This window comes from Burkholderia sp. 9777_1386, assembly GCF_015712265.1.
Taxonomy (GTDB): Bacteria; Pseudomonadota; Gammaproteobacteria; order Burkholderiales; family Burkholderiaceae; genus Burkholderia; species Burkholderia cenocepacia.
In genome coordinates this window covers 26752-51083 of sequence record NZ_JACCQB010000042.1, presented here as the reverse complement: position 1 = coordinate 51083, position 24332 = coordinate 26752, and the positions used below count along the sequence as shown (strand labels likewise).

The window sequence follows — 24332 nt, the reverse complement described above, 5'->3', positions numbered from 1 at the left end:
GCGTCCGACGCCTACTGCGTCGGCAGATTGCGCACGTCGGCCGTCGGCTCGGTACCGAATGCGTCGCTCAGCGCATAGCCGATCAGTTGCCGGGCGGTCGCCTCGGGCGTCGCGAGCGCGCCGCTCGATTTCAACTGGTCGAATTTCTCGCGCATCGGGAAATTGTCTTCGTCGGTCGCGCGGATCGTGGCCTGCATGCCCGTATCGACGACGCCCGGCGCCACGCTGCAGATGCGCACCCCGCCGTTCGCGTCGAGCGCGACCGCGCGCGCATGGTGATCGAGCGCGGCCTTGGTCGCGCAGTAGATGCTCCAGCCCGCATATGCGTTGCGGGCCGCGCCGCTCGACAGGTGCACGATCCGGCATTCGGTCGCGGCCGATACGGCCTGCGCGAGCGCCGCCGACAGCATCAGCGGCGCGGCGACGTTCAGGCCGACCGCGCGGGCGACGATCGCCGGGTCCTGCGTGGCGAGCGGGCCGATCGGATCGACGATGCCCGCGTTGTTGAACAGCAGCACGAGCGACGCGCCGTCGACGAAGCGGCGCAGCGTGTCGCCGGCCAGCCAGCTCGCGATCGTCTTCGAGTCGGACAGATCGAGTTCGACCTCGGTCAAGCGCTCGCCGGCCCGTGACGCGAGCGACGGATGACGGCTGCGCGACACGCCGAGCACGGCGACGCCTTCCTGCAGCAGTTGTTCGGCGAGCGCCGCGCCGACGCCGCGGGTGTGTCCGGTGACGATGGCGCGCACGGGTGCGGAAGAAGATGCAGTCATGGTGGTGAACCGGTGAGGGGGTGAACGGGTTTGACGAGCGGCGCGCAGGCACGGCGGCAGCGCATTCAACGCGGGTGCTGCGTGGTGTCGACGTGTGAAGGCGGTCGTGTGCGGCGCCGCTGATATCGGGATGAACGTCTATCGTAGCGCCGGCATGCGCATCGCGCAAACGCCCGGCGCGCGCGAAGGATGAAGCTGCGGTGCCGCGCACGCGCATCGCCGCGCTGCGCCGCACGCTATCGCGCGCGCCGCTACGTCCGACGAAAGCCCGCTGCGGCAAGTCCGCACGCTGCTGCGCCAAGGGCGCCGGGCCGAGCGTCGCGAGCTATCATATGGCTCGCCCGTGCGCGATGCCGGACGGGCCGCGACCGTTTCCCTTCACCTGCTGCACGCTGCGATGTCACTCATGAACACCACGCCGGATACGCCCACGCCCCGCGCCCTTCGCGAACTCACGCCCCTCGAGGCCCGCATTCTCGGCGTGCTCGTCGAGAAACAGCACACGGTGCCGGATACCTACCCGCTGTCGCTGAACGCGCTGACCGCGGGCTGCAACCAGAAAACCGCGCGCGCGCCGGTGATGAACGTGAGCGAGGACGAAGTGACGACCGCGCTCGACGGGCTGAAGCACCTGAGCCTCGTGATGGAGGGCAGCAGCAGCCGCGTGCCGCGTTTCGAACACAACATGAACCGCGTGCTCGGCATCCCGAGCCAGGCGATCGCGCTGCTGACGATCCTGCTGCTGCGCGGCCCGCAGACGGCCGCCGAGCTGCGCCTGAACAGCGCGCGCCTGCACGGCTTCGCGGATATCTCGTCGGTCGAGGCGTTCCTCGACGAACTCGCGGCGCGCGCGCAACCGCTCGTCGTCCGGCTGCCGCGTGCACCGGGCGCGCGCGAGAACCGCTGGATGCACCTGATGTGCGGCGAGGTGAACATGGCCGACTTCGCGAGCGCGGACGCGGGCGGCGGCGCGGATTCGGTGCCGCCTTCCGAATTCGAGGCGCTGAAGGCCGAACAGAAGCGCCTTGCGGACGAAGTGACGCGCCTGAATGCGCTGGTTCAACGGATGGCGAGCGAACTCGGCATCGACGTTGACACGCCGGGCAACGCGTCCTGATCGCTTCCTGATGCAGTGCCGGCGGTGCGCGCGCACCGCCGCGTCACTTCAGCTTGATGCCCGGGACGAGGTAGCGCGCGCCGCCCGGTCTCAGGATCGGCTTGAGCGCGGCAAACGGGGCGTCGAGCTGCGGGCCGAGACAGGCACCCATTGCGTGACCGATGCCGGATACGACGAACGACAGCTTGCCCGGTGCATCGAGTTCGAACGCCAGATACTGCGGGAACACGTCGGCGCACGACAGCGAATCGCCGTCGCCGTCCGTCGGCTGGTTGCCCGGTGCGGCTTCGTCGCGCAGCCGCGCAATGAACTTCACCATCGCGGCGCTCGTTGCCGATTCACGGTCGTCGGCCGGCGCGGCCGCATCGATCACGCGATTCCAGTCGAGATACGCACCGCGCAGCAGGTCGAACGTGACCGGATCGTAGTGATTGGCCGGGTGCGCGCCGCCGCAGTACGTGCTGCCGGCTTCCACGATGCCCAGTGCCGCACGCGACAGCCACGTGACCGTCACGCGCTCGTCGTCGTAGCTGCCGAGCGTGCCGGCGGCCGGGCCGTCGTCGGTATAGCGGGTCGACGCGCATTCGAGCGCCGCGAGACTCATTTGCCAGTGCCGCTGTTCGAGCAGATGGTTGACGCGCGCCATCACGGTTGGATCGGGATGACGGCTCAGCCGCGGATACGCGAGCACCGTGCGCGGGTCACGCCACATCCGGTACGCAACCGTGCCGTCGCCAACCTCGGGGCCGACCGGCTGCGCATGCCCGGCGAGCTTCAACGTGGCATAAGGCGCGTGCTGCATGTCGATGTCCGCGCCGCGGGCGATGCCGCTGCCGACACCGCCCGCCACGAGCGCGGTGACGGCTTCGACCGAGCCGGGCGCAACCGCGTCGGGATCGTATGCCGCCACGCGGCGCAACGCGAAGGTACGTGTCTTGCCTGAACGCGCATCGGTCCATCGGCCGCGATAGCCGTCCTTGTCCCGCGTGCCCTGCCAGGTGGCCGCCCCATGATCGAAATCGGGCTTGTCGCTGTATTCCGGCGCGGAGCGCGCATTGTCCGGCAATTGCGTGCGCACGAGCGGCTCGACGAGTCGCGCGGGCTTGCCGCGCAGCGGAATATCGACGCCGAACTGCGCGTAGAAATAGCGACCCGAGATCGTGCCGTCCGCGGCCGGGCGATCGTCGAGTTCCATCACGACGGTGCCGGCGCCTTGCAGCGTCCCTTCATAGACGGTGCGCGGCGCGGCATTCGCAAAGCCCGCGTGCAGTGTGATCAGGACGCACGCGCTTCGGAAGAACGGGCGCATCAACGGCGATAACCGGGTGGTTTTCATGAGGATGGGGGAACGATGAAGGTGCATATCAACCAACACTGATCCGCGTCGCGCCCGCGTCGACGAGCCGGAACAGCAGATCCTCGACGGCCGTCTCCGGCGCGGAACCGAGATCCGCGTGGATGCGCCAGCCCTGTTCCGTGCGAACCGGTTCCGACAGGTAGTGAACGATGCCGTGCAGCCCGTCCTCGGCCGGCGTGTTCTCGTCGTCCGCGTCGAACCACGCGAGGAACCACGTCTTGAACGCATCGTTCGCGGTACTTTCGTCGAGACCGTCGGCTTCGACCGCGGCCCAGTCCCACACGAACGGCTGGATCGACACGGCCGCCGTTTCCAGTTCGAAGGCGAACGGCTCGAAATCCAGCTGCGTGGCCGAATCGACCATCGCGGGCTGGCCGGCCGCCTCGCCCTCGGTCGCGATGGTGTCGGCGCGGCACGGCAGCGCGAGCGGGCCTTCGGTGGCCAGCGTGCCGTCGGCGCGCCGGTAGGCGGGTTCGACGACGATCGCCGGTTGCGTGGCCGCTTTCGCGAGCAGGTCGGCATAGGGTTGGCGGATGGCGCGGAGCAGTTCGGAGACGGTCATCGTGGCGTGTCGGTTGAGCAGGAAGCGATCGGTCACGGGCAGGCGGTGCACGGCGCGGCCGACGTGGCACGACGGGCCGCCTCGCTATCGGACAGCCATGATCGTACGGTACTTCGCTCGAACGCGAACATTCGGCCGAACGGCCGGGGCGCTCGCCTCGCGTGGCAAGCCGGTTTAGACGTTTACCTTCAAACAGTCGAAAACGCATCTCGAACGCATTCGCGTTGTGCTTCAATGAATCAGCTTTGCAGTCCTACCAAATTACAGAATCGGAACAAACCGGATCATTCACTTACAGGAGACAGTCGATGGCACGGAAACGCCGTTGAAGCGGCAATCGAGATGGTCTGCAACACCGCCGAATTTCCTTCGATGCAAGCAGGTTATCCCAGGGGCCTCCACCCATGTCCTCCAGACGTTTCATGATGGCCGCGGCCGCGGTGTCGGCCGCACTGGCCGTCGCCGCATCGCCGGCCGGCGCCGCCGCACCGGCCGTTTCCGATCCGTTCTACACATACACCGGCACCACGCCGCTGGCATCGGTTCCACCGGGCACCGTGGTCAAGACGCGCAACGTCACCTATCACGTGGCCGGCATGCCGACCGCGGTGACCGCGCAGCAGCTGCTGTATCGCACCCACAACGCGCTGAACCAGCCGGTCGTCAACGTGACGTCGGTGATCCGCAGCCCGGTCAGCAACGGCCGGGCGATCTCGTACCAGTCGGCCTACGATTCGCTGAACCCGTACGACGAACCGTCGCAGGTGATCGCCGGCGACCGCGACGTGACCGAGGTGATCAACGTCGGCACGTTGCTGTACAGCGCGGAATCGATTCCGCTGGCGACGCTGCTGCTGCTCGGCTACAACGTCATCGTGCCCGATACCGAGGGCCAGACGGCCGATTTCGCGGCCGGCCCCGAATACGGGATGACGACGCTCGATTCGATCCGCGCCGCGCTCAATACGCCGTCGACCGGGCTGAGTCCGTCGAGCAAGGTCGCGATGATCGGCTATTCCGGCGGCGCGATCGCGACCAACTGGGCCGCGCAACTCGCGCCGAGCTATGCGCCCGACGTCAACCGGCAGCTCGTCGGTGCGGCGGAAGGCGGCGTGCTGGTCGATCCGGCGCACAACCTGCGTTACGTCGACGGCAGCATCGTGTGGGGCGGCGTCGCCGCGGCCGCACTGGCCGGGCTGTCGCGTGGCTACGGTTTCGACCTGACGCCGTACCTCAGCGAGACGGGCGTCGCCGTATTCAAGGACATCCAGAGCCAGTCGCTCGCGTACATCCTGCCGAAGTACACGGGCCTGCGCTGGGGCACGCTGTTCAAGCCGCAATACGCGAACGACATCAACAGCATTCCGGTGTACGTCACCTATGCGAACAAGGTGAATGCGGGGCTGGCCGCGTCGCCGACGATCCCGATGTTCATCGGCCAGGGCACCGCGGGCGCGCTGGACGGCACGTTCGGCAGCCAGGTGGGCGACGGCGTGATGCTCGCGTACGACGTGCGCGCGCTGGCGCAGAAATTCTGCGCCAGCGGCACGGCGGTCACGTACACCGAGTATCCGCTCGAACACGTGGGCGCGATCGTGCCGTGGGTGGCGGGCATGCTGCCGTGGCTCTACGACCGCTTCAACGGCAAAGCCGCGCCGAACAATTGCTGGCTGACGTCGCTGCTGCCGAGCAATTCGCTCGCGCCCGAGACGCTGCACTAGTCGCTGCCGCGCAACGCGGCGAACGGCGGGCGACCCTTTTACGGGTCGCTTTTTTTTGTCTCGTTTCGACGTCGGTCGCGTGACTGCGGCGGCCGCCGCCCGCACTGCCTCGCCGTACCCCGCTGCCACCTCGTCCGGGTGCCATAATCGAGCCTGCCCATCATTCCAGACAGACGTCCCCCGGAGAATCACCATGCAGAACCTCGACAATCCTTCCCACGATCGCGAGGTAGGCAGCGCCGACGCGACGCAGGACACCACCCGCATCGACGACGTCCGCATCGGCGCCGTGCGTCCGCTGATTTCGCCCGCGCTGCTGCTCGACGAACTGCCGGTGCCGGCCGCCACGCAGACGCTCGTCGAGGATACGCGCCGCGCGATCGGCGACATCCTGCACGGCCGCGACGACCGGCTGCTGCTCGTCGTCGGCCCGTGCTCGATCCACGATCACGACCAGGCGCTCGATTACGCGCGCCGGCTGAAGGTCGCCGCCGACGCGCTGAAGGACGACCTGCTGATCACGATGCGCGTGTACTTCGAGAAGCCGCGTACGACGGTCGGCTGGAAGGGGTACATCAACGATCCGCGCCTGGATGGCAGCTTCCGCATCAACGAAGGGCTGCGCGCCGCGCGGCAACTGCTGCTCGACATCAACGCGCTCGGCCTGCCCGCATCGACCGAATTCCTCGACCTGCTGAGCCCGCAGTACATCGCCGACCTGATCGCGTGGGGCGCGATCGGCGCGCGCACCACCGAGAGCCAGAGCCATCGCCAGCTCGCGTCGGGGCTGAGCTGCCCGATCGGCTTCAAGAACGGCACGGACGGCGGCGTGCAGGTCGCGTCGGACGCGATCGTCGCCGCGGCCGCGAGCCATGCGTTCATGGGGATGACGAAGATGGGGATGGCCGCGATCTTCGAGACGCGCGGCAACGACGATGCGCACGTGATCCTGCGCGGCGGCAAGAACGGCCCGAACTACGATGCGGAGCACGTCGAAGCGAGTTGCGCGGTGCTGCGCAAGGCCGGCTTGCGCGAGCAGGTGATGGTCGACTGCTCGCATGCGAACTCGAACAAGTCGCACGAGCGGCAGATCGAGGTCGCGCAGGACCTCGCGCGGCAATTGGGGCAGGGCGAGCACCGGATCGTCGGCGTGATGGTGGAAAGCCATCTCGAAGCCGGGCGGCAGGACCTGAAGCCGGGCGTGCCGCTGAAGTACGGCGTGTCGATTACCGATGCGTGCCTGAGCTGGACGCAGACGGAGCCGGTGCTCGACGTGCTGGCGGAGGCGGTGCGGCATCGCAGGGTGTATTCGCGGAATGCGTGATACCGCGTCGCGTCCCGGCGCCCGCCGCGTCATTCGCGGCGCTGCGACGATCGGCGGCGCGTCAGCGACGGCGTCCTGATCGACAGGCCGCGGCGCCTTTATTTTCGCGCCGCGCGCCCCGCTGTTCTGCGTGGTCCTTGATCCTGATCCGGTTTGCCCCACCGGCCACGTCGCACGCCGAACGCACGATCCGCCAATTGCCGCTACCATGAACTCCGTGTTGCACGCTGCGGCCCGGCCATGCCGGTCCGCCACGCACACACGCAATGGCGGCGCGGCCGGCCGCCATGCGACCGACGAAGCGCGGGGCGGCCATCCGCGGGGCGGCCATCTGTGGGGTGTCCATTCGCTGGGTGTGTACCGATCAGCCGTTGCGCCCGCGCCGCTTCGTTCCCGGAATCCACAACAACCGAACCGGAGTGCAACGCATATGAAGTTCTACAAGACCCTCATCGCAGCAACCGTCCTCGCGTCGAGCGTCAGCGCGCATGCGCAGATCGCGGGCGCGCAGCCCATCAGCGTGACCGTCGAGCAATCGCAGGCGCTGCTCGAAGGCTGGAGCGTGAAGAAGAGCGTGCTCGGCAAGACCGTCTACAACGACGAGAACCAGAAAGTCGGCAAGGTGCGCGACCTGATCGTCGCGCCGGACGGCTCGGTGTCGGCCGCGATCGTGTCGGCCGGCGGCTTCCTCGGCGTGGCCGCGCACGACGTCGCGGTGCCGATCGCGTCGCTCGACGTGCGCAACGGCAACATCTACCTGCCGGGCGCGACGAAGGAGGCGCTGAAGGCCACGCCGGCGTTCCAGTACGCGAAGGTGCCGTCGCCGCCGAAGCCGAAGAAGCTCGACGAAAAGCACTGATTTGCCCCTTCGCGCGGCACGCGTCGTACGTCGCGTGCCGCGCGTTCTCGCGACGGTCAGGTTGCGTCGAGTCCGCCGTCGACCGTGATCACCTGCCCCGTCATCCATGCCGCCAGCGGCGACGCGAGCGACACGATCCAGTTCGCGACGTCCGCGGGCTCGCCGCGCCGGCCAAGCGGAATGCGCGTGCGCTCCTGCGCCTTGATTGCTTCGATGTCGGGCGCCGACAGCTTCATCCGTTCCGACAGGAAGTCCGTTTCCGTCGGGCCCGCCGCGACGGCGTTCACGCGTACGCCCGCCGATGCGAGCTCGAGCGCCCAGCAGCGCGTCAGATGCTCGAGCGCGGCCTTGCTCGCTGCATAGTGCGACAGCAGCGCAGCGGCCTTGTGTCCGAACGTGCTCGACACGTTGACGATGCTGCCGCGGGCTGCTTTCAGATGCGGCAATGCGGCGGTCGCGAGCATCGACGGTCCGAGCGTATTGACTGAAAAGATCGCGCTGATCGCTTCGAAGGTAGCCGACCCGAGCGGCAGGATTGCACCTGCGCCCGCATTGTTGACCAGCACATCGAGCCGCCCCGCGAGTGCGACCGCTTCGTCGATCGTGCGCGCGGCATCGGCCGGATCGCCGGCGTCCGCGACCACGTAGTCGATACCGGGCGCGCTGCGCGCGGCGGCGGACAGCGCATCTTCACGGCGGCCCGTGATGACGACGCGCGCACCTTCGCGTGCGAACGCGACGGCCGCTGCCAGCCCGATGCCGGCGCCGCCGCCGGTAATGAGGACCACCTTGTTGTCGAATGACTGCATGACTTTCTCGTGAAGATGATGGGTTGAACGTGCGTGCCGTTTAGCGTTCGTGCGCATCGTCCGTCGGCGCCAGCGCCACCACGTGGCTGATCCCTTCGTGCGCCATCTTCGTATACGGACTGAAACGCTCGGTGTTGCGGACGAGTTCTTCCGCCACCGCGCGTTCGACGCCCGGCAGCCGCACGCGAATGTTCGCGTTCAGCATGAACAGTCCGTCCATCGGATCGCGGCAGAAGTCGATCGATGCGGACACCGAGGCACCGGCGATCGACACCCCCGCCCGTGCGGCCAGCAGGCTCAGCGCGCCATGAAAGCACGCCGCATAGCTGGCGGCGAACAACTGCTCCGGATTGGGGCCGTCGCCGGGCCCGCCGAGCGCGGACGGCAGGCGCAGCTCGACATCGAGCCGCCCGTCGTCGGAACGCGCGACGCCCGATGCGCGGCCATGCTCCGCCGCGCCGCCCGTGACGGTCACCGTCGTCGAGTACAGCGTCTGCGGTTCTCGTCCGCGATACCGGTCGAGCAGCGAGAGCGGCGGCGGGCGCAGCGGCGTCATGGCGTGCGTGATCCGGCTGTGGCGTTCAGCGCGCGAGCGCGTTCTGCCGGAACCACGCGTCGAAGGTCGTCGCGCCGAGGCGCGCACCGGCTGCCGGCACGAGCGTGTCGTCCTGCAGCACCGCGCCGAAGTAGTCGGCGCTGGCGTCGCGCGTCACCGTGCGCGCGTCGTGCGTCGCCGACAGGAAACGCTCGACCAGATCGGCGATCCGCACGCGCTCGGGGCCGCCGATTTCGGCGATGCCGTTGCGCGGCGCGTCGAGCGCGAAGTCGGTCACGGCGGCCGCGACGTCGTCCGATGCGATCGGCTGGAAGTGCGCGGTGGTCAACCGGACCGTATCGCCCTGCGCGCCGGCCTGCGCGATCGCGCCGACGAATTCGAAGAACTGCGTCGAGCGCACGATCGTGTACGGCACGCCTGCTTCGCGGATCAGGTTTTCCTGGATGATCTTGCCGCGGAAATATGCGCTCTGCTGCAGCCGGTCCGTGCCGACCACCGACAGCGCGACGTGATGGCGCACGCCGGCCGCGCGCTCCGCGGCGAACAGGTTGCGCCCCGACGCCTCGAAGAACGCCTTCACGGCCGCTTCCTCGAACGACGGCGAATTTGCGAGATCGACCACGACCTCCGCGCCGGCGAGCGCGTCGTCCAGTCCCGCCCCGGTGATCGTATCGACGCCGGTCGACGGCGCCGCCGCCACCGCGTCGTGGCCGCGTGCGATCAGGTTCCTGACGACCTTGCTGCCGATGAGGCCGGTACCACCAATCACGACGATTTTCACGATTGCTCTCCTTGAACGGGCGCGCGACATGCGCGCCGCTTGAATCTGCCGAAACCGGCGCTCATCGCGTTCGCGCGATCGGGCCCGGACCTTGCCGAACGGCGCCTTGCCGGATCCGGATGCGTGTCGAACAGCCTGCATCGTAGGCATGCGCCGCCCGATCCGGTAGGGTCCGGCAGGCCCTCACCGTGTTGTCGTGCATGCATCAATCGACGGTCTCCAGCGGCGCCATCGTCGTCATCGTCGTCAGGCACTGCAGGTCGCGCGCACGCGTCTGTTCGATCATGTAGTCGATGAACACGCGGATGCGCGTGGGCAGGTGCTTGCGGCTCAGGTAACAGAGATAGTGGCCGCCGTCGTCCGGCGCGTGCTGGCCGAGACAGCTCACCAGCCGGCCGTCGGCGAGCAGGTCGCACACCTGGTACGCGGGCAGTTGCGCGATGCCGAGGCCGTCAAGCGCCGCGCGCACGACGAGATCGATGTCGTTGAACGTGTGATGCGCGGCGAGCTGGCGCTGCTGCGTCAGCCCGTCGATCCTGAATTCCCATTCCGTCACGCGGCCCGATGCGGTGCACAGGTTGATGCAGCGATGTCGCGCGAGGTCGTCGACGTGGCGCGGCAGGCCGTGCCGGTGCGCATACGACGGCGACGCGCAGACGATCATCTGCATCGGAATCAGCCGGCGCGCGACGATCGCGCTGTCCTCCATGCGGCCGTCGCGAAACGCGACGTCGATGCGGTCGGCGGAGAAATCGGCCGGCCGGTCGTTCAACAGCAGGTCGAGCGTGATGTCCGGATAGCGCGCATGGAAATCGCGCAGCAGCGGCGCGACGACCTTGCGGCCGAAGCCGGGCGTCGAGCCGATGCGCAGGTGCCCGCTCGGCGGCCCGCTGCGCAGCTCGCGCATGTCCTCGAGCGCCTGCGCCAGGTGCTCGATGCCGGGCCGGCAGTTTTCGTAGAAGAGCTCGCCTTCGCGCGTCAGCGACATGCTGCGGGTCGTGCGCTGGAACAGGCGGGCGTCGAGCCGGTCCTCGAGCCGTTGCACGTGGCGGCTGACCGACGAGCGGCCGACGCCGAGGCGATCGGCCGCGCGTGCGAAGCTGCCCTCGGTGACGACGGCGAGGAACGTGACCACGCCGGCATAGCAGGTCGAGAAGCTGCGCGCGAACGGATCGTCGGCATCGGGGCGGCGAATGGAGGTGTCGGGCATGGGGGCGCTGGAATCGTGGTGTCCGTATGCGACTAGACGGTTCAGCGCTGCCGCCTGTGACACCGCCCGCCGCATTTTTTCAAAAAAAGGGCGCGGCGGCGTGCGAGCCGGTTATTTTTCCGGCACGAGCACGGGCGCGCCCTTGTCCTTCAACAGCAGCACGATGAACTTCGCGGGCCGCGTCCGGCTCGCGTTGCGTCCGACCGTGTGCAGATCGTTCGGGCCCTCGTAGAAGGTCTGGCCCGGTTTCAGCGTGACGGGCTCGCCGCCCTTCACCTGCATCACGATCGAACCCTCGACGACATAGACGAACGCGTCGGCGTGGTGGCGATGGACCGGGTCGACCGCGCCGGGCGGATACTCGACCGAGATCATCAGGGCTTCCTTGCCCGGGTACGCGTCGAGCGGCTTCGTCATCAGCGGCGTGACGATGGCCGAGGGCGCCGCTCGGGCGACGCCGGTCGCGGCGCCCGCGACGACGAGCGCGGCCGCGAGCACGTGTTTCATGCGAATCATGGTGGTGGCTTCCGGTGGGCCGCCGGCCGGCGGCCGGCAGCGAGGGAGGGGCGTGGCCTGCCGTCGGGCGCGGCCGTCAGGCGAGATTGGCCTTGTCGAGACCGAAGGCCTTGTCGGACGAGCCCGGCACGGTCCGGAACGCGACATTCGCGCGGTTCCAGCCGTTGATCGCCATCACTTCGAACGTCAGGTCCGACAATTCCTTTTCCGAGAGCTGGCCGCGCACACGGTCGTAGAGGTCGTCCGGCACGCCGTGCGCGGGCAGTGTCGTCAGCGCTTCGGTCCACGCGAGCGCGGCCCGCTCGCGCGGCGAGAAGAGCGTCGATTCGCGCCACGTCGCAAGATGATGCAGGCGCAGCTCGCGCTCGCCGTGGATGCGCGCCTCCTTCACGTGCATGTCGAGGCAGAACGCGCAGCCGTTGATCTGCGACGCCCGGACGGACACGAGATCGCGGATCGATTCCTCGATCGCGCTGTTGCGCAGCAGGTTGCTGAGTTCGAGGAATTTCCGGAACAGCTCGGGCGACTGTTGAATGTAGTTGAGACGCTGCGTCATGATTTCTCCTGGCGACGAAGAGGCTGGCCCGCGTTGCGCGGGCGTCGTGGGCGGCAGGGCGCCGCGCGAAATCATCTTAGGAGTGTGCACCGGGGCGCGGTAGCCACGTACAGGGACGCATCGTGTTGCGCGCGCTGCACCAATCCGGGCTCGACGGCGAGCGCGGCCGGCGCCGGCGCGCGGCGATGCGCGCGTCAGCCGGCGGCGCAGGCGCTCGCGATCCGGGCGAGCTTCTCCGGGTTGCGCTGCACGAGAATCCGGCCGATGCGCGTGCCGTCGGTGTCGAACGACATCGCCGATTCGAGTTGTCCGTCGATGAAGCGCAGCATCGCCCACTCGCCGTTCAGCACGACCGGCCGCATCTCGACGCCGCTGCCGCAGCGCAACCACGTCGCATAGAACAGTTGAGCGATGCGCCGGCCGCCGACCATCGGTTTCGGGAAGCTCTGGACGTGGCCGCCGCCGTCGCCGATCAGCATCGCGTCTTCGGCGAGCAACGCCTGGATCGACGGGAAGTCGCCTTGCGCGAGCGCATGCGTGAACGTCTGCAGCAGCCGGCGATGCGTTTCATGCGGCACCGCGTGCCGCGGCGGGGTGTCGTCGCGCAGCCGCGCGCGGGCCCGGCTGACGAGCTGCCGGCACGCGGCTTCGGTCTTGCCGATCGCGTCGGCGATCCGGTCGTAGTCGAATTCGAAGACTTCGTGCAGCAGGAACGCCGCGCGCGCTTCCGGCGTCAACCGTTCGAGCAACAGCAGGTACGCGACCGATACGTCGCTCGCGCGCTCCGTCATTTCCTCGGGCGTCGCGGGCGATTCGCCGAGCTCCGGCTCGGGCAGCCAGATACCCGTGTAGTGCTCGCGCCGGATCTTCGCCGCGCGCAGGCGATCGATCGACGTGCGCGTCGTGACCGCGACGAGCCACGCCTCGGCGTTCTCGATGCTGTCGCGCGCCGCGTCGTGCCAGCGTAGCCACACGTCCTGCACGATGTCCTCGGCATCCGCGACGGAGCCGAGCATCCGGTACGCGATCTTCTGCAGGCGCGGGCGCAGCGCGTGGAAGGTTTGTGCGTCGTCGGTCATGACGGCCACACTCCGCTGAAGCCGGCCGTCACGGGCCCGCTCAGGAACACGCTGCCGGCGCCGTCCCAGTGAACGGCGACGTCGCCGCCGTCGCAGGTCACCCGCACGGTATCGTCGAGCAGCCCGCGCCGGATGCCGTTGACCACCGCGCCGCACGAGCACGAACCGGAACCGAGCGGCACGCCGCCGCCGCGTTCCCAGATGCGCAGGCGAATGTGCGTGCGATCGATGACCCGCACGAAATGGACGTTGGTTTTCTGCGGAAACAGCGGATGTGCTTCGATCGCCGGGCCGAGTGCGGCGACGTCGAGCGTGTCGGGATCGTCGACGAAGAACGTGCAGTGCGGATTGCCCATGCTGCAGGCGGCCGGCGTGCCCGGCAGCGGCAGCGCGAGCGTGTCGGCGGCTTCGGCGAAGGGTATGTCCTGCCAGCCGAGCCGCGGCGCGCCCATCTCGACCTTGATCAGCCCGTCCGCATCCTGCGAACAATGCAGGCGGCCGCGATTCGTGCGCAGCACGATCGACGCCGCGCCGGTTTCCCGCATCAGCTTCCATGCGACGCCGCGCGTCGCGCTGCCGCAGGTATCGAGCGCCGAGCCGTCGGGGTTCCAGAACGCGACGCGCGCGGCCGCGTCGTCGCCGTCCGAGATCACCGCGAGCTGGTTGAAGCCGATGCCGCGATGCCGATCGCCCATGCGCCGCACGAGGTCGCCGTCGACGGGATGCGCGCGATCGTGTTTCCGACCGCGCAGGTCGACGATGACGAAGTCATCGCCATTCGCGTTCATCTTCTGAAATGCGATCGGCATGGGGATTCCGGAATGGAGGCAGGCAAATACTGTACGTGGCTCGCCGGTCGCGGGCAATCGTCGCCCGACGAGGTGCACGCGCCAACGATCTACGTAATTCTACGTAGATCGTCATACGTAGTTGTCCGCTTGTAAGCGGCCCCCGTCGCGCGGAATACTACGGCCCATCGCCGCAGTCTCCGCGAGGCTGCGGCACGGCGCATCGACGTCACGCGGGTTCGGCCCTCGCCGCATCCACTCAAAAACACATTGGAGACCAGGAGACGCCATGAATCGGGCTTCCAGTACCCTGCTCTGGATCGCGGTCGCGCTACTCGGCGCGTTCGCATTCGGCACGATCGCACTCGCGCACGGCGAGCGCGTCAGTGCCCTCTGGATCGTGATCGCCGCAGTCTGCGTGTATCTGATCGCGTATCGCTTCTACAGCCGTTTCATCGCCAGCAAGGTCATGCAGCTCGACGGGCTGCGGATGACGCCGGCGGTCAAGTACAACGACGGCCTCGACTACGTGCCGACCAACAAGTACGTGCTGTTCGGCCATCACTTCGCCGCGATCGCCGGCGCCGGGCCGCTGGTCGGCCCCGTGCTCGCCGCGCAGATGGGCTACACGCCCGGCATGCTGTGGATCCTGGCCGGCGTCGTGTTCGCCGGCGCGGTGCAGGACTTCATCGTGCTGTTCATCTCGACGCGCCGCGACGGCCGTTCGCTCGGCGATCTCGTCAAGATGGAGCTCGGCACGGTGCCCGGCGTGATCGCGCTGTTCGGCGCGTTCCTGATCATGGTGATCATCCTCGCGGTGCTCGCGCTGATCGTCGTGAAGGCGCTGACCAATTCGCCGTGGGGCACGTTCACCGTCGCCGCGACGATTCCGATCGCGCTGTTCATGGGCGTCTACACGCGCTACATCCGTCCGGGCCGCATCGGCGAAGTGTCGATCATCGGCTTCGTGCTGCTGATGGCGTCGATCGCGTTCGGCCAGCAGGTGCACGATTCGCCGACGCTCGCCGCGTGGTTCACGTTCAGCGGCACGCAGCTCACGTGGATCCTGATCGGCTACGGCTTCGTCGCGTCGGTGCTGCCGGTGTGGCTGCTGCTCGCGCCGCGCGACTACCTGTCGACGTTCCTGAAGATCGGCACGATCCTCGGCCTCGCGATCGGCATCCTGGTCGTCGCACCGGAACTGAAGATGCCCGCGCTGACGAAGTTCGTCGACGGCACGGGCCCGGTGTGGTCGGGCAACCTGTTCCCGTTCCTGTTCATCACGATCGCGTGCGGCGCGGTGTCGGGCTTCCACGCGCTGATCTCGTCGGGTACGACGCCGAAGCTGATCGACAACGAAACCAACGCGCGCTTCATCGGTTACGGCGCGATGCTGATGGAATCGTTCGTCGCGATCATGGCGCTGGTCGCCGCGTGCGTGATCGAGCCGGGCATCTACTTCGCGATGAACGCGCCGGCCGCCGTGCTCGGCTCGACGCCGGAAGCGGTCGCCAACACCGTCACGCAATGGGGCTTCGTGCTGACGCCCGACATGCTGACGCAGACGGCCAAGGCCGTCGGCGAAACGACGATCATCGCGCGGGCGGGCGGCGCACCGACGCTGGCCGTCGGCATGGCGCACATCCTGCACCAGGTGATCGGCGGCGAAGCGATGATGGCGTTCTGGTATCACTTCGCGATCCTGTTCGAGGCGCTGTTCATCCTGACGGCCGTCGATGCCGGCACGCGCGCGGGCCGCTTCATGCTGCAGGATCTGCTCGGCACGTTCCACCCGGCGCTCAAGCGCACCGAATCGCTGCCGGCGAACCTCGTCGCCACCGCGCTGTGCGTGGCTGCGTGGGGTTACTTCCTGTACCAGGGCGTGGTCGATCCGCTCGGCGGCATCAACACGCTGTGGCCGCTGTTCGGCATCTCGAACCAGATGCTCGCCGCGATCGCGCTGGTGCTCGGCACCGTCGTGCTGTTCAAGATGAAGCGCGAGCGCTATGCGTGGGTGACGATCGTGCCGACCGTGTGGCTGCTGATCTGCACGCTGACGGCCGGCTGGCAGAAGATTTTCGACGCGAACCCGAAGGTCAGCTTCCTCGCGCACGCCGCGAAGCTGCAGGCCGCGGTGGACGAAGGCAAGGTGCTCGCGCCGGCGAAATCGATCGCGCAGATGAAGCGGATCATCTTCAACGACTACATCGATGCGGCGCTGGCCGGGCTGTTCATCTTCGTCGTCGTGGCGATCGCGGTGTACGGCGTGATCGCCGTGCTGCGCGCGCGCCGCGAGTCGAAGCCGACCGTGCGCGAGACGCCGTACGAAGCGATGCCGGCCGCGCAGGCGCTCGGCAGCGGACGTTAAGGGGAGGCCGCGATGTTCAGCGATCTTGGCAGCGACCTGCGCAGCGCGGGGCGTTACCTCGGGCAGGCGTTGCGGCTGATGGTCGGCCTGCCCGACTACGATACCTACGTCGCGCACATGCGCGAAACGCATCCGGACCGCGAGCCGATGACGTACGAGGAATTCTTCCGCGAGCGTCAGAATGCGCGCTACGGGTCGGGTGCCGGGAAGTGTTGCTGACCCGGGCCGTTGCAATCACCTGACGAATCGGTCCGGTGATCGAAAGGGAAGCGCCGCGACGAATGTCGCGGCGCTTTTTCTTTGGCGGGCCGGCGGCGCGCCTCGCACGGCGCGCGCCAGCCGTTTGCCCGGGCGCAGCACGGCGATATCCGGCCGCCGGTATCATAGGGCTCCCTCTTTTCCCGATGGCCCCGCAGGAGAACACGTCGTGCATGCCGGTGAGCGTTTCAACAGCATTTCCCATCTCGTCGGCGCGGTACTGTCGGTGGCCGGCCTCGTCGCGCTCGTGACGATGGGCGCGCTCGAAGGCGACCCGTACAAGGTGGTGAGCTTCAGCGTGTACGGCGCGATGCTGATCCTGCTCTACGCGATCTCGACCGCGTATCACAGCGTGCGCAACCCGCGCCTGAAGGCGATCCTGCAGAAATGCGACCATTCGGCGATCTACCTGCTGATCGCCGGCAGCTACACGCCGTTCACGCTGGTCACGCTGCGCGGTCCGTGGGGCTGGTCGCTGTTCGGCGTGAGCTGGGGGCTCGCCGTGTTCGGCATCGTGCAGGAGCTGACGCTCGGGCGCCGCACGCGCCTGCTGTCGATGATCCTGTACGTGCTGATGGGCTGGCTCGCGCTCGTCGCCGTGCGTCCGCTGATCCATGCGCTGCCGCCGATCGGCACCGCGTGGCTCGTGGCCGGCGGCGTGATCTACAGCGCGGGGATCTACTTCTTCATCAACGACGAACGCATTCGCCACGGCCACGGCATCTGGCACCTTTTCGTGCTGGCCGGCAGCCTGTGCCAGTTCGTCAGTGTCGCGATGTATGTCGCGTGAGCGCACGGGGCGTCGAGCGGGTGACGCCCCGTGCGTGGCGCGTCGGCCGGAGTAGGCGCTACCGGCGCGCGGCGCCGCGCAGCGCGCTGAACCCGACCCATCCCCAGTACACGCGATGATGCGCGATCACCCCGTCGCGCAGATCCATCACTTCGACGAGATCCACCTGATCGCCGTCCGGCGTTGCGCGCGGGTATTCCCAGACGAGCTGACGGCCATTCGAGAAGAACAGCCCGGTCCGGTACCAGCGCCCGAGCGGGTTGTCCGGATTGCGCAGGCCGGCCGCGAAGAATGCGCCGATCGCGGCCTTGCCGTGCAGCACGCCGGAGCCGTGCGCGGGCAGCGTGGCGACGACGAGCGGGGTTTCGAGCACCGCGTCGTCGGCATACAGCGACATCAGCGCGTCGAGGTCGCGGGCGACGACGGCGGCGTGCCAGTCTTCATGGATGCGCCGGGCGTCGGCATCGGTGTCTGCGGGTGTCATGGCGGATTTCCGGAAGTCGATCACGGAAACCACTGTACGGGCGTATCGTCGCGAGACGTTTCACGTCGCCCCGAAACGTGGATGCCCCGCCGCGGCGAACGCGGCCGGACGTCGGCCCTCAGCCGGCCAGCGCGTCGAGATTGAGCGCATACGACTTGCCGATCCACACCGCGCAATCGCGATGGTCGCGCAGTTCGTCGTGCGTATTCGGATGCAGGAAGATGTCGAGCGCGCCGTGGTTCAGCACGAGCCACGGCACGATGTCGTCGAATCGGGCGGCGTCGAACGCGATCTGGTACGACCAGGCCGGATGCGGGCCGACGAGGCGTTCGTGAAAGCGGCCGAGTTCGATGACCGCGCCGAACCGCGCGTCGACGACCTGGCGAAACGCCCAGGCCGCGTCGCGGCTCGCCGCATCGAAATAGACGTGCGCGTGCCAGCTGTCGATGGCGGTAATGTCGAGGGCAGCCATGGAGGGACTCGATTGAAAAGGGAAATGCGTGAGATGCCGTGCGAAACGACCGATGCGTGATTATCGCGCGTCCTCGCCGCTTGCGTCGTGTCTCGATCCGGCAAGTCGATGCGGATGATTTGTCCTGCATCAGGAGAATCGGCCGATCCGCTGAAATCGTTTCGGCGCGATCCGCGTGCGCGATATCACGCCGGAGCCTTGCGGGCAGGCGCGCTGGCCGGCATCGCACCGGCAACACGTCATTTCGAAAATTGAAAGAGCGGCGTGAGCGCCCCACCGGATCGTCGCTAAAAATCCGATCAGGTCATTGAATGAAATAAAGAAATTCCATGCCGGCGGGATTCGCGAATGACGCGGTGCGCACGCCGAATGCCGCACCTGAAAATAACAATTGCGGATTCGGCTATTCAAGCGGGATGCGGCCCGACATACGATGATTTCAACGCATCGATGATGGATCGATGCGGAGACAACCATCTGGAGGCCATTATGCGATCCCTCGTTCCCGTTGCTGTTCTTTCCTGCGCACTGGTTGCGCTGCCTGCCGTCGGTTTTGCGCAGTCGATCGGCGCTGGCGATACCCCGCATGCCGCGCCGTTGACCTGGTCGGCGGCGCGTGCCGAGACCGATGTGCAGTTGATGCAGATGACGCGCGCGGGCTATCGCGCGACGACGGCCGGCAACCAGAACTATCCGCTCGCGATGCAGCGCGCCCTTGCGCGCGCGAACAACCCGATGCCCGACCGGTGGCGCGACGAGAAGGCCGCGATGGAAGCGCGGGCGGCCCGCGACGCGCAGACCGGCCATCCGGTGAAGGCGTTCTTCGTGAAAACCGCGTACTACCTGAAGGGCGAGAACACGTTTTGATGCAGGAGACGATCATGGCATGCCCCAACCGATTGTCCGGCGTGTGGCGTGCGTCGGCGATACGCAGGCTGCCGGAAGCGGGCTCGATGCGACGGCGCGCCGATGTGCACGGCATGCGACGCCGGGCGAACGCCCTGCGCGACGCGGGCCGCGGCGCCGTCGTGTGCCGTGGCGCGTGGCCGGGATCGGCGAAGGGCGACGTGTCCGCGAGCGGGGGCGAATCATGAAGGCTGCCCGAAAAGGTCGCCGCCATCCGCCATTGACGCGCGAATGGCTGCTGCCGCTGCCGCCCGCGCATGCCCGCGACATCTCGCTGAAATGCCACATGGCGCTGGTCGCGCTGCGCGGCGAGCACGGTAGCGAAACGCTGCTGATGCGGCTGCGCACGAGCGTGTATCTGGTGTTCCTCGCGCTCGACGATGCGGTCTCTCCGGACGCGACCATCGACCTGTGCGTCGACGCGGAGCGCGTGCTGGACGCGAGCGTGGCGCGCGCCGCGCAAAGCGGGGCATGGACGCTGCACGACGACGAATGCGCGGTACTCGAACGCGTGCTCGCCGCGAACGACGCGTGCGTCGCGACGCTCACGCGGCATCGGCTGGCCGAGCTGTGGCGTCATGTCTGCACGTTCGCCTCTGCCGAACAGCCGGGGCTCGTCGCGCAGGCCGCGGCGAAGATGCGGGAGCCGGCCGTTCTGCATTGAGTGGCTGCCCACGGGCCGTGTTTCATACGCGTCCGATTCCATCGCGCGGCCGCGCGCCGTCTAATGCCATGACTGGAACCCGGCGTGTCCGGACGACGATCCATCCTCGCGTTTGCGACGAGCATGCGTGTCGGCGCGAACGCATTCGTTTCGGTCAGGAGGAGCGATGGCGCTATACAGGAGCGGCGGCTACTTCACGTGCGGAAGTGGCCGCGCATTCAGCGAGAATCTGCCGCCGGGCAGCAAGGTGACGGTGGCGGGCATCTATCGATGCACCGTATGCGGCGACGAAATCGGCATTGCGAAAGCGCAGACGTTGCCGTCTGAGGAAGCGCATCCGCACGATCTCGATCCGCCGTCCGACCCGCTGCTCGATCCGGGCCCGACCGCCTGGCAACTGATCGCCGCGGCGGAGTCGCGCAGCTAGGCAACCGACGCTGGGCCTCGCACGCAGGGCGCAAGCGCTGCGCGTCACACGGCGTCCGTCAAAACAAAAAGCGCCACGGAGCGAATGAACTCCGTGGCGCTTTTTCGATTCCAGCCGCTGCGAAGGCGCGAACCTTCTCGCGGCGCAACGCGCGACTTAAGCGGCCGTTGCCGACTTCGCCGGCTTCTGCAGCTTGCCCTTGCCGGCGCGCTGGATTTCCTCGAGCTTGATCTCGACGTGGCGCGAGAACACGTACTCGGCCGGACGCTGCTTCGCGATCGAGATGTCCGGTGCGAACGGGCCGTCGGTCTTGATGCCCTTGCGGCTCACACGCAGCGCCTTCAGCGGGTTCGAGATCGTGTCCATCACGGCCGTCGCCTCGAAGCCGCAGTGGACCATGCAGTCCGCGCACTTCTCGTAGTTGCCGACGCCGTAGTTGTCCCACTCCGTCGTTTCCATCAGTTCCTTGAAGGTCTTCACGTAACCTTCGCCGACCAGGTAGCACGGCTTCTGCCAGCCGAACACCGTACGCGCCGGGTTGCCCCACGGCGTGCACTTGTACGTCTGGTTGCCGGCCAGGAAGTCGAGGAACAGCGACGACTGGCTGAACGACCAGCGCTTGCCGCCTTCGCCGCGCTTCAGGATTTCGCGGAACAGGTTCTTCGTCTTGTCGCGGTTCAGGAAGTGCTGCTGATCCGGCGCGCGCTCGTACGCGTAGCCCGGCGACACGGTGATGCCGTCGACGCCGATCGGGCCCAGCGTGTCGAAGAACTTCGCGACGCGCTCGGGGATCGCATCGTTGAACAGCGTGCAGTTGATGTTCACGCGGAAGCCGCGGCGCTTCGCTTCCTTGATCGCCGCGACCGCCTTGTCATACACGCCTTCCTGCGACACGGAATGGTCGTGCATGTCCTTGTCGCCGTCGAGGTGGACCGACCAGACGAAATACGGGCTCGGCTGGTAGTCGTCCATCTTCTTTTCCATCAAGAGCGCGTTCGTGCACAGGTACACGAACTTCTTGCGCTTCATGATGCCCTTGACGATTTCCGGCATTTCCTTGTGGAGCAGCGGCTCGCCGCCGGCGATCGACACGACGGGCGCGCCGCACTCGTCGACGGCCTGCAGGCATTCCTCGACGGACAGGCGCTGGTTCAGGATCGGATCCGGATAATCGATCTTGCCGCAGCCGTTGCACGCGAGGTTGCAGCGGAACAGCGGCTCGAGCATCAGCGCGAGCGGATAGCGTTTGTTGCCGGACAGGTGCTGGCGCACGATGTAGGCGCCGACACGGACTTGCTGGAGCAGCGGAATAGACAAGGGATGTCCTCCTTAAACTTCGCGGGCGACAGCTTGCGTGAGCTTCGCCGGCAACTTGAATTCGACTTTTTCTTCACGGCCCGCCATCGTCGCGACATCGACGGGCCCCAGCGCGCGCAGCGCGCTGATTACATCCTCGACCATCTCTTCGGGCGCCGACGCGCCGGCGGTCAGGCCGACCGTCTGCACGCCCGCGAACCATTCGGCCTTCACTTCCGAGCCGTCGGCGACGAGATAGCTCGGCACACCGCTTTCGGTGCCGATCTCGCGCAGGCGGTTCGAGTTCGAGCTGTTCGTCGCACCGACGACGAGCAGCACGTCAACCTGTTCGCTCAGCTCGCGCACGGCGGCCTGGCGATTCTGCGTGGCATAGCAGATGTCGCGCGTGTCCGGGCCGACGAGGTCGGTGAACCGGCGCTGCAGCGCTTCGATGATGCCGCGCGTGTCGTCGACCGACAGCGTGGTCTGCGTGATGTACGCGACCGGCGTATCGACGGGCAGCGTCAGCGTATCGACTTCGGCTTCGCTCTGCACGAGGATCACCTCGGCCGGAATCTGGCCGATCGTGCCCTCGACTTCCGGGTGGCCCGCATGGCCGATCAGGATCAGCCGGCGGCCCGCCGCGACGTACTGGCGCCCCTGCACGTGCACTTTCGTGACGAGCGGGCAGGTTGCGTCGAGCACGTCGAGCCCGCGCGTCTGCGCGTCGCGCTCGACCGTCTGGGCGACACCGTGCGCGCTGAAGATCGCGACAGCGCCGTGCGGCACCTCGTCGAGCTCCTCAACGAATCGTGCCCCTTTATTACGCAGATTTTCGACGACATGCCGGTTATGCACGATCTCGTGACGCACATAGACCGGCGCACCGTGCTGTTGCAGCGCGCGATCGACGATCTCGATCGCACGGACAACCCCCGCACAAAAGCCGCGGGGCTGGGCAAGGATGACTCGCATAGGTGAGCGAACTCCGACGACAGACGCCGGGGTTCGAGGAGCTGGCACTCGCTCGCTCGCCCCGGCTTGATGTTATGAAGGCAGGAACGAACCGGCCGGCCAGGCCCCGGAACCCCGAATTAATCGCGCATTTTAACCCTATCGGGCCGTCCGTGCTTTGGTGCTGTGTCGGCACCGTTGCAATTGCGGGAGAGCCGCGTCGGCGCTGGCGGGCGCGGAACCCAGTAAACTACGCGGTTTCGCGGGCGGCCGCTCCGGCTGCCCGGCGTCGCGCTCATTTCAAGGCCATTCGATGACCGTCGATTCTTACGCGTATTGCCCTTCCGTCCGTGCGGTTTCGGGCGTTTTGTTCCCGACCCCTATTAATTCCTACCCGGCCGGCGGGCGGCAGGAGGCAGGCCGATGATGCTGGCGCTTGCTTTCCTGGTGTCCGGCCTGTCGTTGGTGATCTGGATCGTGCTGCTCGTCGCGCGCGGCGGCTTCTGGCGCGCGCAGCCCGCGCGGCCGCTGCCGCCCGAGGCTCGCGGCGAGGCGGCCGAGGCGGGCTGGCCGGCCGTCGTGGCCGTGGTGCCGGCGCGCAACGAAGCCGACGTGATCGCTCGCGCGGCGACTTCGCTGCTCGAGCAGGACTATCCGGGCGAATTCCATCTGATCATCGTCGACGACCACAGCGACGACGGCACCGCCGACGCGGCCCGCGCGGCCGCGCTCGCGATCAACCGCGCCGACCGGCTGACGGTGCTGACCGCGAAGCCGCTGCCGGCCGGTTGGTCGGGCAAGGTGTGGGCGCAGTCGCAGGGGATCGCGGCCGTGCAGACGCTCGGCCTGCCGGCCGACTACCTGCTGCTGACGGATGCCGACATCGGCCATCCGCCCGACGCCGTCGCGCAACTCGTCACGCGCGCGCAGGCCGAGCGTCGCGATCTCGTGTCGCTGATGGTGCGGCTGCGCTGCGACTCGTTCTGGGAAAAGGCGTTGATTCCGGCGTTCGTGTTCTTCTTCGCGAAGCTGTACCCATTCTCGTGGATCAACAACCCGCGCAACCGGACGGCCGGTGCGGCCGGCGGCTGCATGCTCGTGAAGCGCACGGCGCTGGAAGAAGCGGGCGGCATCGAATCGATTCGCGGCGCGCTGATCGACGACTGCAGCCTCGCCGCGCAGATCAAGCACCGCGGCAGCGGCCGCCATCCGATCCGGCTCGATCTCGCCGATCGCAGCGTGTCGCTGCGCCCGTACGACAGCTGGCGCGACATCTGGAACATGATCGCGCGCACCGCGTTCACGCAGCTGCACTATTCGCCGCTGCTGCTGGCCGGCACGCTGCTCGGGATGACGATCATCTATCTGGTGCCGCCCGTCGTCGCGCTCGCCTACGGCGCGCGTGCATGGCCGGCGTGGCTCGCGTGGGCGTCGATGTGCGCCGCGTATGCGCCGATGCTGCGCTACTACCGGCGCTCGCCGCTGTGGGCGCCCGCGCTGCCGCTCGTCGCGCTGTTCTACGTCGGCGCGACGTTCGCGTCGGCGTGGCGTTACTGGCGCGGCAAGGGCGGCCAGTGGAAGGCGCGCGTGCAGGCGCCGGTGGATCGCTGAACGGGGCCGGGAGGCATGCCTCCCGGCAGCCGGACAGCAAACAGCCCGATCGGTGCGAACCGGTCGGGCTGTTTTATTTTCTGCCGTGTCGTAT

Annotated in this window: 26 protein-coding genes; 11 read left to right on the top strand and 15 right to left on the bottom strand. The window is 67.6% G+C overall.

The window, feature by feature from the left end; all coding sequences use genetic code 11:
- Positions 1–11 precede the first annotated feature (11 nt).
- Positions 12–773 carry an SDR family oxidoreductase gene (locus tag H0X91_RS25905; protein ID WP_020979491.1) on the bottom strand — a complete coding sequence of 254 codons (762 nt, stop codon included), beginning with the start codon at positions 771–773 and terminating at the stop codon, positions 12–14.
- 406 nt (positions 774–1179) lie between these two features.
- Between H0X91_RS25905 and H0X91_RS25900 the strand changes: the two genes are divergently transcribed.
- Entirely contained in the window at positions 1180–1890 is a 711-nt protein-coding gene (locus tag H0X91_RS25900) for a YceH family protein (protein ID WP_012493633.1), read from the top strand.
- Positions 1891–1933: 43 nt separating this feature from the next.
- Here the strand turns inward: H0X91_RS25900 and H0X91_RS25895 are convergent, their stop codons facing one another.
- Positions 1934–3199: a hypothetical protein gene (locus H0X91_RS25895; protein WP_196433473.1), complete on the bottom strand. Its 1266-nt coding sequence runs from the start codon at positions 3197–3199 to the stop codon at positions 1934–1936.
- A 55-nt stretch (positions 3200–3254) separates the two neighbouring features.
- Positions 3255–3809 (bottom strand): hypothetical protein, encoded by a 555-nt coding sequence (locus H0X91_RS25890; RefSeq protein ID WP_080323072.1) that lies wholly within the window; start codon positions 3807–3809, stop codon positions 3255–3257.
- A 404-nt stretch (positions 3810–4213) separates the two neighbouring features.
- Here H0X91_RS25890 and H0X91_RS25885 point away from each other — a divergent pair, with 404 nt between their 5' ends.
- From H0X91_RS25885 to H0X91_RS25875, 3 genes are all read left to right on the top strand, one after another.
- Positions 4214–5530 (top strand): lipase family protein, encoded by a 1317-nt coding sequence (locus H0X91_RS25885; RefSeq protein ID WP_196433472.1) that lies wholly within the window; start codon positions 4214–4216, stop codon positions 5528–5530.
- A gap of 193 nt (positions 5531–5723) precedes the next feature.
- Positions 5724–6854, top strand: a complete 1131-nt coding sequence (locus tag H0X91_RS25880; protein WP_011694899.1) for a 3-deoxy-7-phosphoheptulonate synthase — start codon at positions 5724–5726, stop codon at positions 6852–6854.
- A gap of 430 nt (positions 6855–7284) precedes the next feature.
- Positions 7285–7713 carry a PRC-barrel domain-containing protein gene (locus tag H0X91_RS25875; protein WP_006485034.1) on the top strand — a complete coding sequence of 143 codons (429 nt, stop codon included), beginning with the start codon at positions 7285–7287 and terminating at the stop codon, positions 7711–7713.
- A gap of 56 nt (positions 7714–7769) precedes the next feature.
- On the opposite strand, the gene H0X91_RS25870 is transcribed toward H0X91_RS25875, so the two are convergent.
- The 8 genes from H0X91_RS25870 to dapF all read right to left on the bottom strand — a co-directional run bounded on the left by H0X91_RS25870 (position 7770) and on the right by dapF (position 14029).
- Positions 7770–8522 carry an SDR family NAD(P)-dependent oxidoreductase gene (locus H0X91_RS25870; RefSeq protein WP_006485028.1) on the bottom strand — a complete coding sequence of 251 codons (753 nt, stop codon included), beginning with the start codon at positions 8520–8522 and terminating at the stop codon, positions 7770–7772.
- 40 nt (positions 8523–8562) lie between these two features.
- Positions 8563–9078 carry an Ohr family peroxiredoxin gene (locus H0X91_RS25865; protein WP_006485024.1) on the bottom strand — a complete coding sequence of 172 codons (516 nt, stop codon included), beginning with the start codon at positions 9076–9078 and terminating at the stop codon, positions 8563–8565.
- Positions 9079–9103: 25 nt separating this feature from the next.
- The gene (locus H0X91_RS25860; RefSeq protein WP_012493629.1) at positions 9104–9859 is read right to left on the bottom strand and encodes an SDR family oxidoreductase; all 756 of its coding nucleotides are present in this window, start codon (positions 9857–9859) and stop codon (positions 9104–9106) included.
- 205 nt (positions 9860–10064) lie between these two features.
- A complete protein-coding gene (locus tag H0X91_RS25855; protein ID WP_006485021.1) occupies positions 10065–11069 on the bottom strand; it encodes a LysR family transcriptional regulator in 1005 nt (334 codons plus the stop codon).
- A gap of 111 nt (positions 11070–11180) precedes the next feature.
- Positions 11181–11585, bottom strand: a complete 405-nt coding sequence (locus H0X91_RS25850) for a cupin domain-containing protein (protein ID WP_006485044.1) — start codon at positions 11583–11585, stop codon at positions 11181–11183.
- A gap of 76 nt (positions 11586–11661) precedes the next feature.
- Positions 11662–12141 carry a carboxymuconolactone decarboxylase family protein gene (locus H0X91_RS25845; protein WP_006485066.1) on the bottom strand — a complete coding sequence of 160 codons (480 nt, stop codon included), beginning with the start codon at positions 12139–12141 and terminating at the stop codon, positions 11662–11664.
- Positions 12142–12335: 194 nt separating this feature from the next.
- The gene (locus H0X91_RS25840; protein WP_060211052.1) at positions 12336–13220 is read right to left on the bottom strand and encodes an RNA polymerase sigma-70 factor; all 885 of its coding nucleotides are present in this window, start codon (positions 13218–13220) and stop codon (positions 12336–12338) included.
- Positions 13217–14029, bottom strand: coding sequence for a diaminopimelate epimerase (gene dapF / locus H0X91_RS25835; RefSeq protein WP_058902426.1), 813 nt, complete (start codon positions 14027–14029; stop codon positions 13217–13219). The genes H0X91_RS25840 and dapF overlap by 4 nt, the downstream gene beginning before the upstream one ends.
- Positions 14030–14297: 268 nt before the next feature.
- On the opposite strand from dapF, the gene H0X91_RS25830 reads away from it, so the two are divergent.
- The 3 genes from H0X91_RS25830 to trhA all read left to right on the top strand — a co-directional run bounded on the left by H0X91_RS25830 (position 14298) and on the right by trhA (position 17424).
- Positions 14298–16376, top strand: a complete 2079-nt coding sequence (locus H0X91_RS25830; protein WP_006485014.1) for a carbon starvation CstA family protein — start codon at positions 14298–14300, stop codon at positions 16374–16376.
- Between the two features lie 12 nt (positions 16377–16388).
- Complete coding sequence (locus H0X91_RS25825; RefSeq protein WP_006480280.1) at positions 16389–16595, top strand: YbdD/YjiX family protein; 207 nt, start codon at positions 16389–16391, stop codon at positions 16593–16595.
- 208 nt (positions 16596–16803) lie between these two features.
- Positions 16804–17424, top strand: coding sequence for a PAQR family membrane homeostasis protein TrhA (gene trhA / locus H0X91_RS25820; RefSeq protein WP_006494332.1), 621 nt, complete (start codon positions 16804–16806; stop codon positions 17422–17424).
- A gap of 58 nt (positions 17425–17482) precedes the next feature.
- On the opposite strand, the gene H0X91_RS25815 is transcribed toward trhA, so the two are convergent.
- Both H0X91_RS25815 and H0X91_RS25810 read right to left on the bottom strand, forming a co-directional pair.
- Positions 17483–17908, bottom strand: a complete 426-nt coding sequence (locus H0X91_RS25815; RefSeq protein ID WP_196433471.1) for a nuclear transport factor 2 family protein — start codon at positions 17906–17908, stop codon at positions 17483–17485.
- Between the two features lie 118 nt (positions 17909–18026).
- Positions 18027–18380, bottom strand: a complete 354-nt coding sequence (locus tag H0X91_RS25810; protein ID WP_006494334.1) for a DOPA 4,5-dioxygenase family protein — start codon at positions 18378–18380, stop codon at positions 18027–18029.
- A 489-nt stretch (positions 18381–18869) separates the two neighbouring features.
- On the opposite strand from H0X91_RS25810, the gene H0X91_RS25805 reads away from it, so the two are divergent.
- The 3 genes from H0X91_RS25805 (at position 18870) to H0X91_RS25795 (ending at position 20377) form a co-directional block, all read left to right on the top strand.
- Positions 18870–19247, top strand: a complete 378-nt coding sequence (locus H0X91_RS25805; RefSeq protein ID WP_196433476.1) for a hypothetical protein — start codon at positions 18870–18872, stop codon at positions 19245–19247.
- 223 nt (positions 19248–19470) lie between these two features.
- Complete coding sequence (locus tag H0X91_RS25800) at positions 19471–19950, top strand: hypothetical protein (protein WP_006485040.1); 480 nt, start codon at positions 19471–19473, stop codon at positions 19948–19950.
- A gap of 166 nt (positions 19951–20116) precedes the next feature.
- Positions 20117–20377: a hypothetical protein gene (locus H0X91_RS25795; RefSeq protein ID WP_006485063.1), complete on the top strand. Its 261-nt coding sequence runs from the start codon at positions 20117–20119 to the stop codon at positions 20375–20377.
- Between the two features lie 156 nt (positions 20378–20533).
- Here H0X91_RS25795 and hpnH read toward each other — a convergent pair whose 3' ends face one another.
- On the bottom strand, positions 20534–21694 hold the full coding sequence (hpnH, locus tag H0X91_RS25790) for an adenosyl-hopene transferase HpnH (protein ID WP_006480287.1): 1161 nt from the start codon (positions 21692–21694) through the stop codon (positions 20534–20536).
- A 12-nt stretch (positions 21695–21706) separates the two neighbouring features.
- Positions 21707–22648 carry a 4-hydroxy-3-methylbut-2-enyl diphosphate reductase gene (gene ispH, locus H0X91_RS25785; RefSeq protein WP_006485062.1) on the bottom strand — a complete coding sequence of 314 codons (942 nt, stop codon included), beginning with the start codon at positions 22646–22648 and terminating at the stop codon, positions 21707–21709.
- Positions 22649–23050: 402 nt separating this feature from the next.
- Here ispH and H0X91_RS25780 point away from each other — a divergent pair, with 402 nt between their 5' ends.
- Entirely contained in the window at positions 23051–24238 is a 1188-nt protein-coding gene (locus tag H0X91_RS25780; protein ID WP_006494339.1) for a glycosyltransferase, read from the top strand.
- Positions 24239–24332: the final 94 nt, after the last annotated feature.

Excerpts from the sequence above, each read along its gene's own strand:
- H0X91_RS25865 (WP_006485024.1), bottom strand. The coding sequence starts at position 9,078 with ATGACGCCGCTGCGCCCGCCGCCGCTCTCGCTGCTCGACCGGTATCGC.
- ispH (WP_006485062.1), bottom strand. The coding sequence starts at position 22,648 with ATGCGAGTCATCCTTGCCCAGCCCCGCGGCTTTTGTGCGGGGGTTGTC.
- H0X91_RS25875 (WP_006485034.1), top strand. The coding sequence starts at position 7,285 with ATGAAGTTCTACAAGACCCTCATCGCAGCAACCGTCCTCGCGTCGAGC.
- H0X91_RS25795 (WP_006485063.1), top strand. The coding sequence starts at position 20,117 with ATGGCGCTATACAGGAGCGGCGGCTACTTCACGTGCGGAAGTGGCCGC.
- H0X91_RS25800 (WP_006485040.1), top strand. The coding sequence starts at position 19,471 with ATGAAGGCTGCCCGAAAAGGTCGCCGCCATCCGCCATTGACGCGCGAA.
- H0X91_RS25880 (WP_011694899.1), top strand. The coding sequence starts at position 5,724 with ATGCAGAACCTCGACAATCCTTCCCACGATCGCGAGGTAGGCAGCGCC.
- H0X91_RS25855 (WP_006485021.1), bottom strand. The coding sequence starts at position 11,069 with ATGCCCGACACCTCCATTCGCCGCCCCGATGCCGACGATCCGTTCGCG.
- H0X91_RS25885 (WP_196433472.1), top strand. The coding sequence starts at position 4,214 with ATGTCCTCCAGACGTTTCATGATGGCCGCGGCCGCGGTGTCGGCCGCA.
- dapF (WP_058902426.1), bottom strand. The coding sequence starts at position 14,029 with ATGCCGATCGCATTTCAGAAGATGAACGCGAATGGCGATGACTTCGTC.
- H0X91_RS25905 (WP_020979491.1), bottom strand. The coding sequence starts at position 773 with ATGACTGCATCTTCTTCCGCACCCGTGCGCGCCATCGTCACCGGACAC.
- H0X91_RS25805 (WP_196433476.1), top strand. The coding sequence starts at position 18,870 with ATGCGATCCCTCGTTCCCGTTGCTGTTCTTTCCTGCGCACTGGTTGCG.
- H0X91_RS25840 (WP_060211052.1), bottom strand. The coding sequence starts at position 13,220 with ATGACCGACGACGCACAAACCTTCCACGCGCTGCGCCCGCGCCTGCAG.
- H0X91_RS25810 (WP_006494334.1), bottom strand. The coding sequence starts at position 18,380 with ATGGCTGCCCTCGACATTACCGCCATCGACAGCTGGCACGCGCACGTC.
- H0X91_RS25845 (WP_006485066.1), bottom strand. The coding sequence starts at position 12,141 with ATGACGCAGCGTCTCAACTACATTCAACAGTCGCCCGAGCTGTTCCGG.
- H0X91_RS25850 (WP_006485044.1), bottom strand. The coding sequence starts at position 11,585 with ATGATTCGCATGAAACACGTGCTCGCGGCCGCGCTCGTCGTCGCGGGC.
- H0X91_RS25870 (WP_006485028.1), bottom strand. The coding sequence starts at position 8,522 with ATGCAGTCATTCGACAACAAGGTGGTCCTCATTACCGGCGGCGGCGCC.
- H0X91_RS25815 (WP_196433471.1), bottom strand. The coding sequence starts at position 17,908 with ATGACACCCGCAGACACCGATGCCGACGCCCGGCGCATCCATGAAGAC.
- H0X91_RS25780 (WP_006494339.1), top strand. The coding sequence starts at position 23,051 with ATGATGCTGGCGCTTGCTTTCCTGGTGTCCGGCCTGTCGTTGGTGATC.
- H0X91_RS25900 (WP_012493633.1), top strand. The coding sequence starts at position 1,180 with ATGAACACCACGCCGGATACGCCCACGCCCCGCGCCCTTCGCGAACTC.
- H0X91_RS25830 (WP_006485014.1), top strand. The coding sequence starts at position 14,298 with ATGAATCGGGCTTCCAGTACCCTGCTCTGGATCGCGGTCGCGCTACTC.
- H0X91_RS25895 (WP_196433473.1), bottom strand. The coding sequence starts at position 3,199 with ATGCGCCCGTTCTTCCGAAGCGCGTGCGTCCTGATCACACTGCACGCG.
- H0X91_RS25890 (WP_080323072.1), bottom strand. The coding sequence starts at position 3,809 with ATGACCGTCTCCGAACTGCTCCGCGCCATCCGCCAACCCTATGCCGAC.
- H0X91_RS25825 (WP_006480280.1), top strand. The coding sequence starts at position 16,389 with ATGTTCAGCGATCTTGGCAGCGACCTGCGCAGCGCGGGGCGTTACCTC.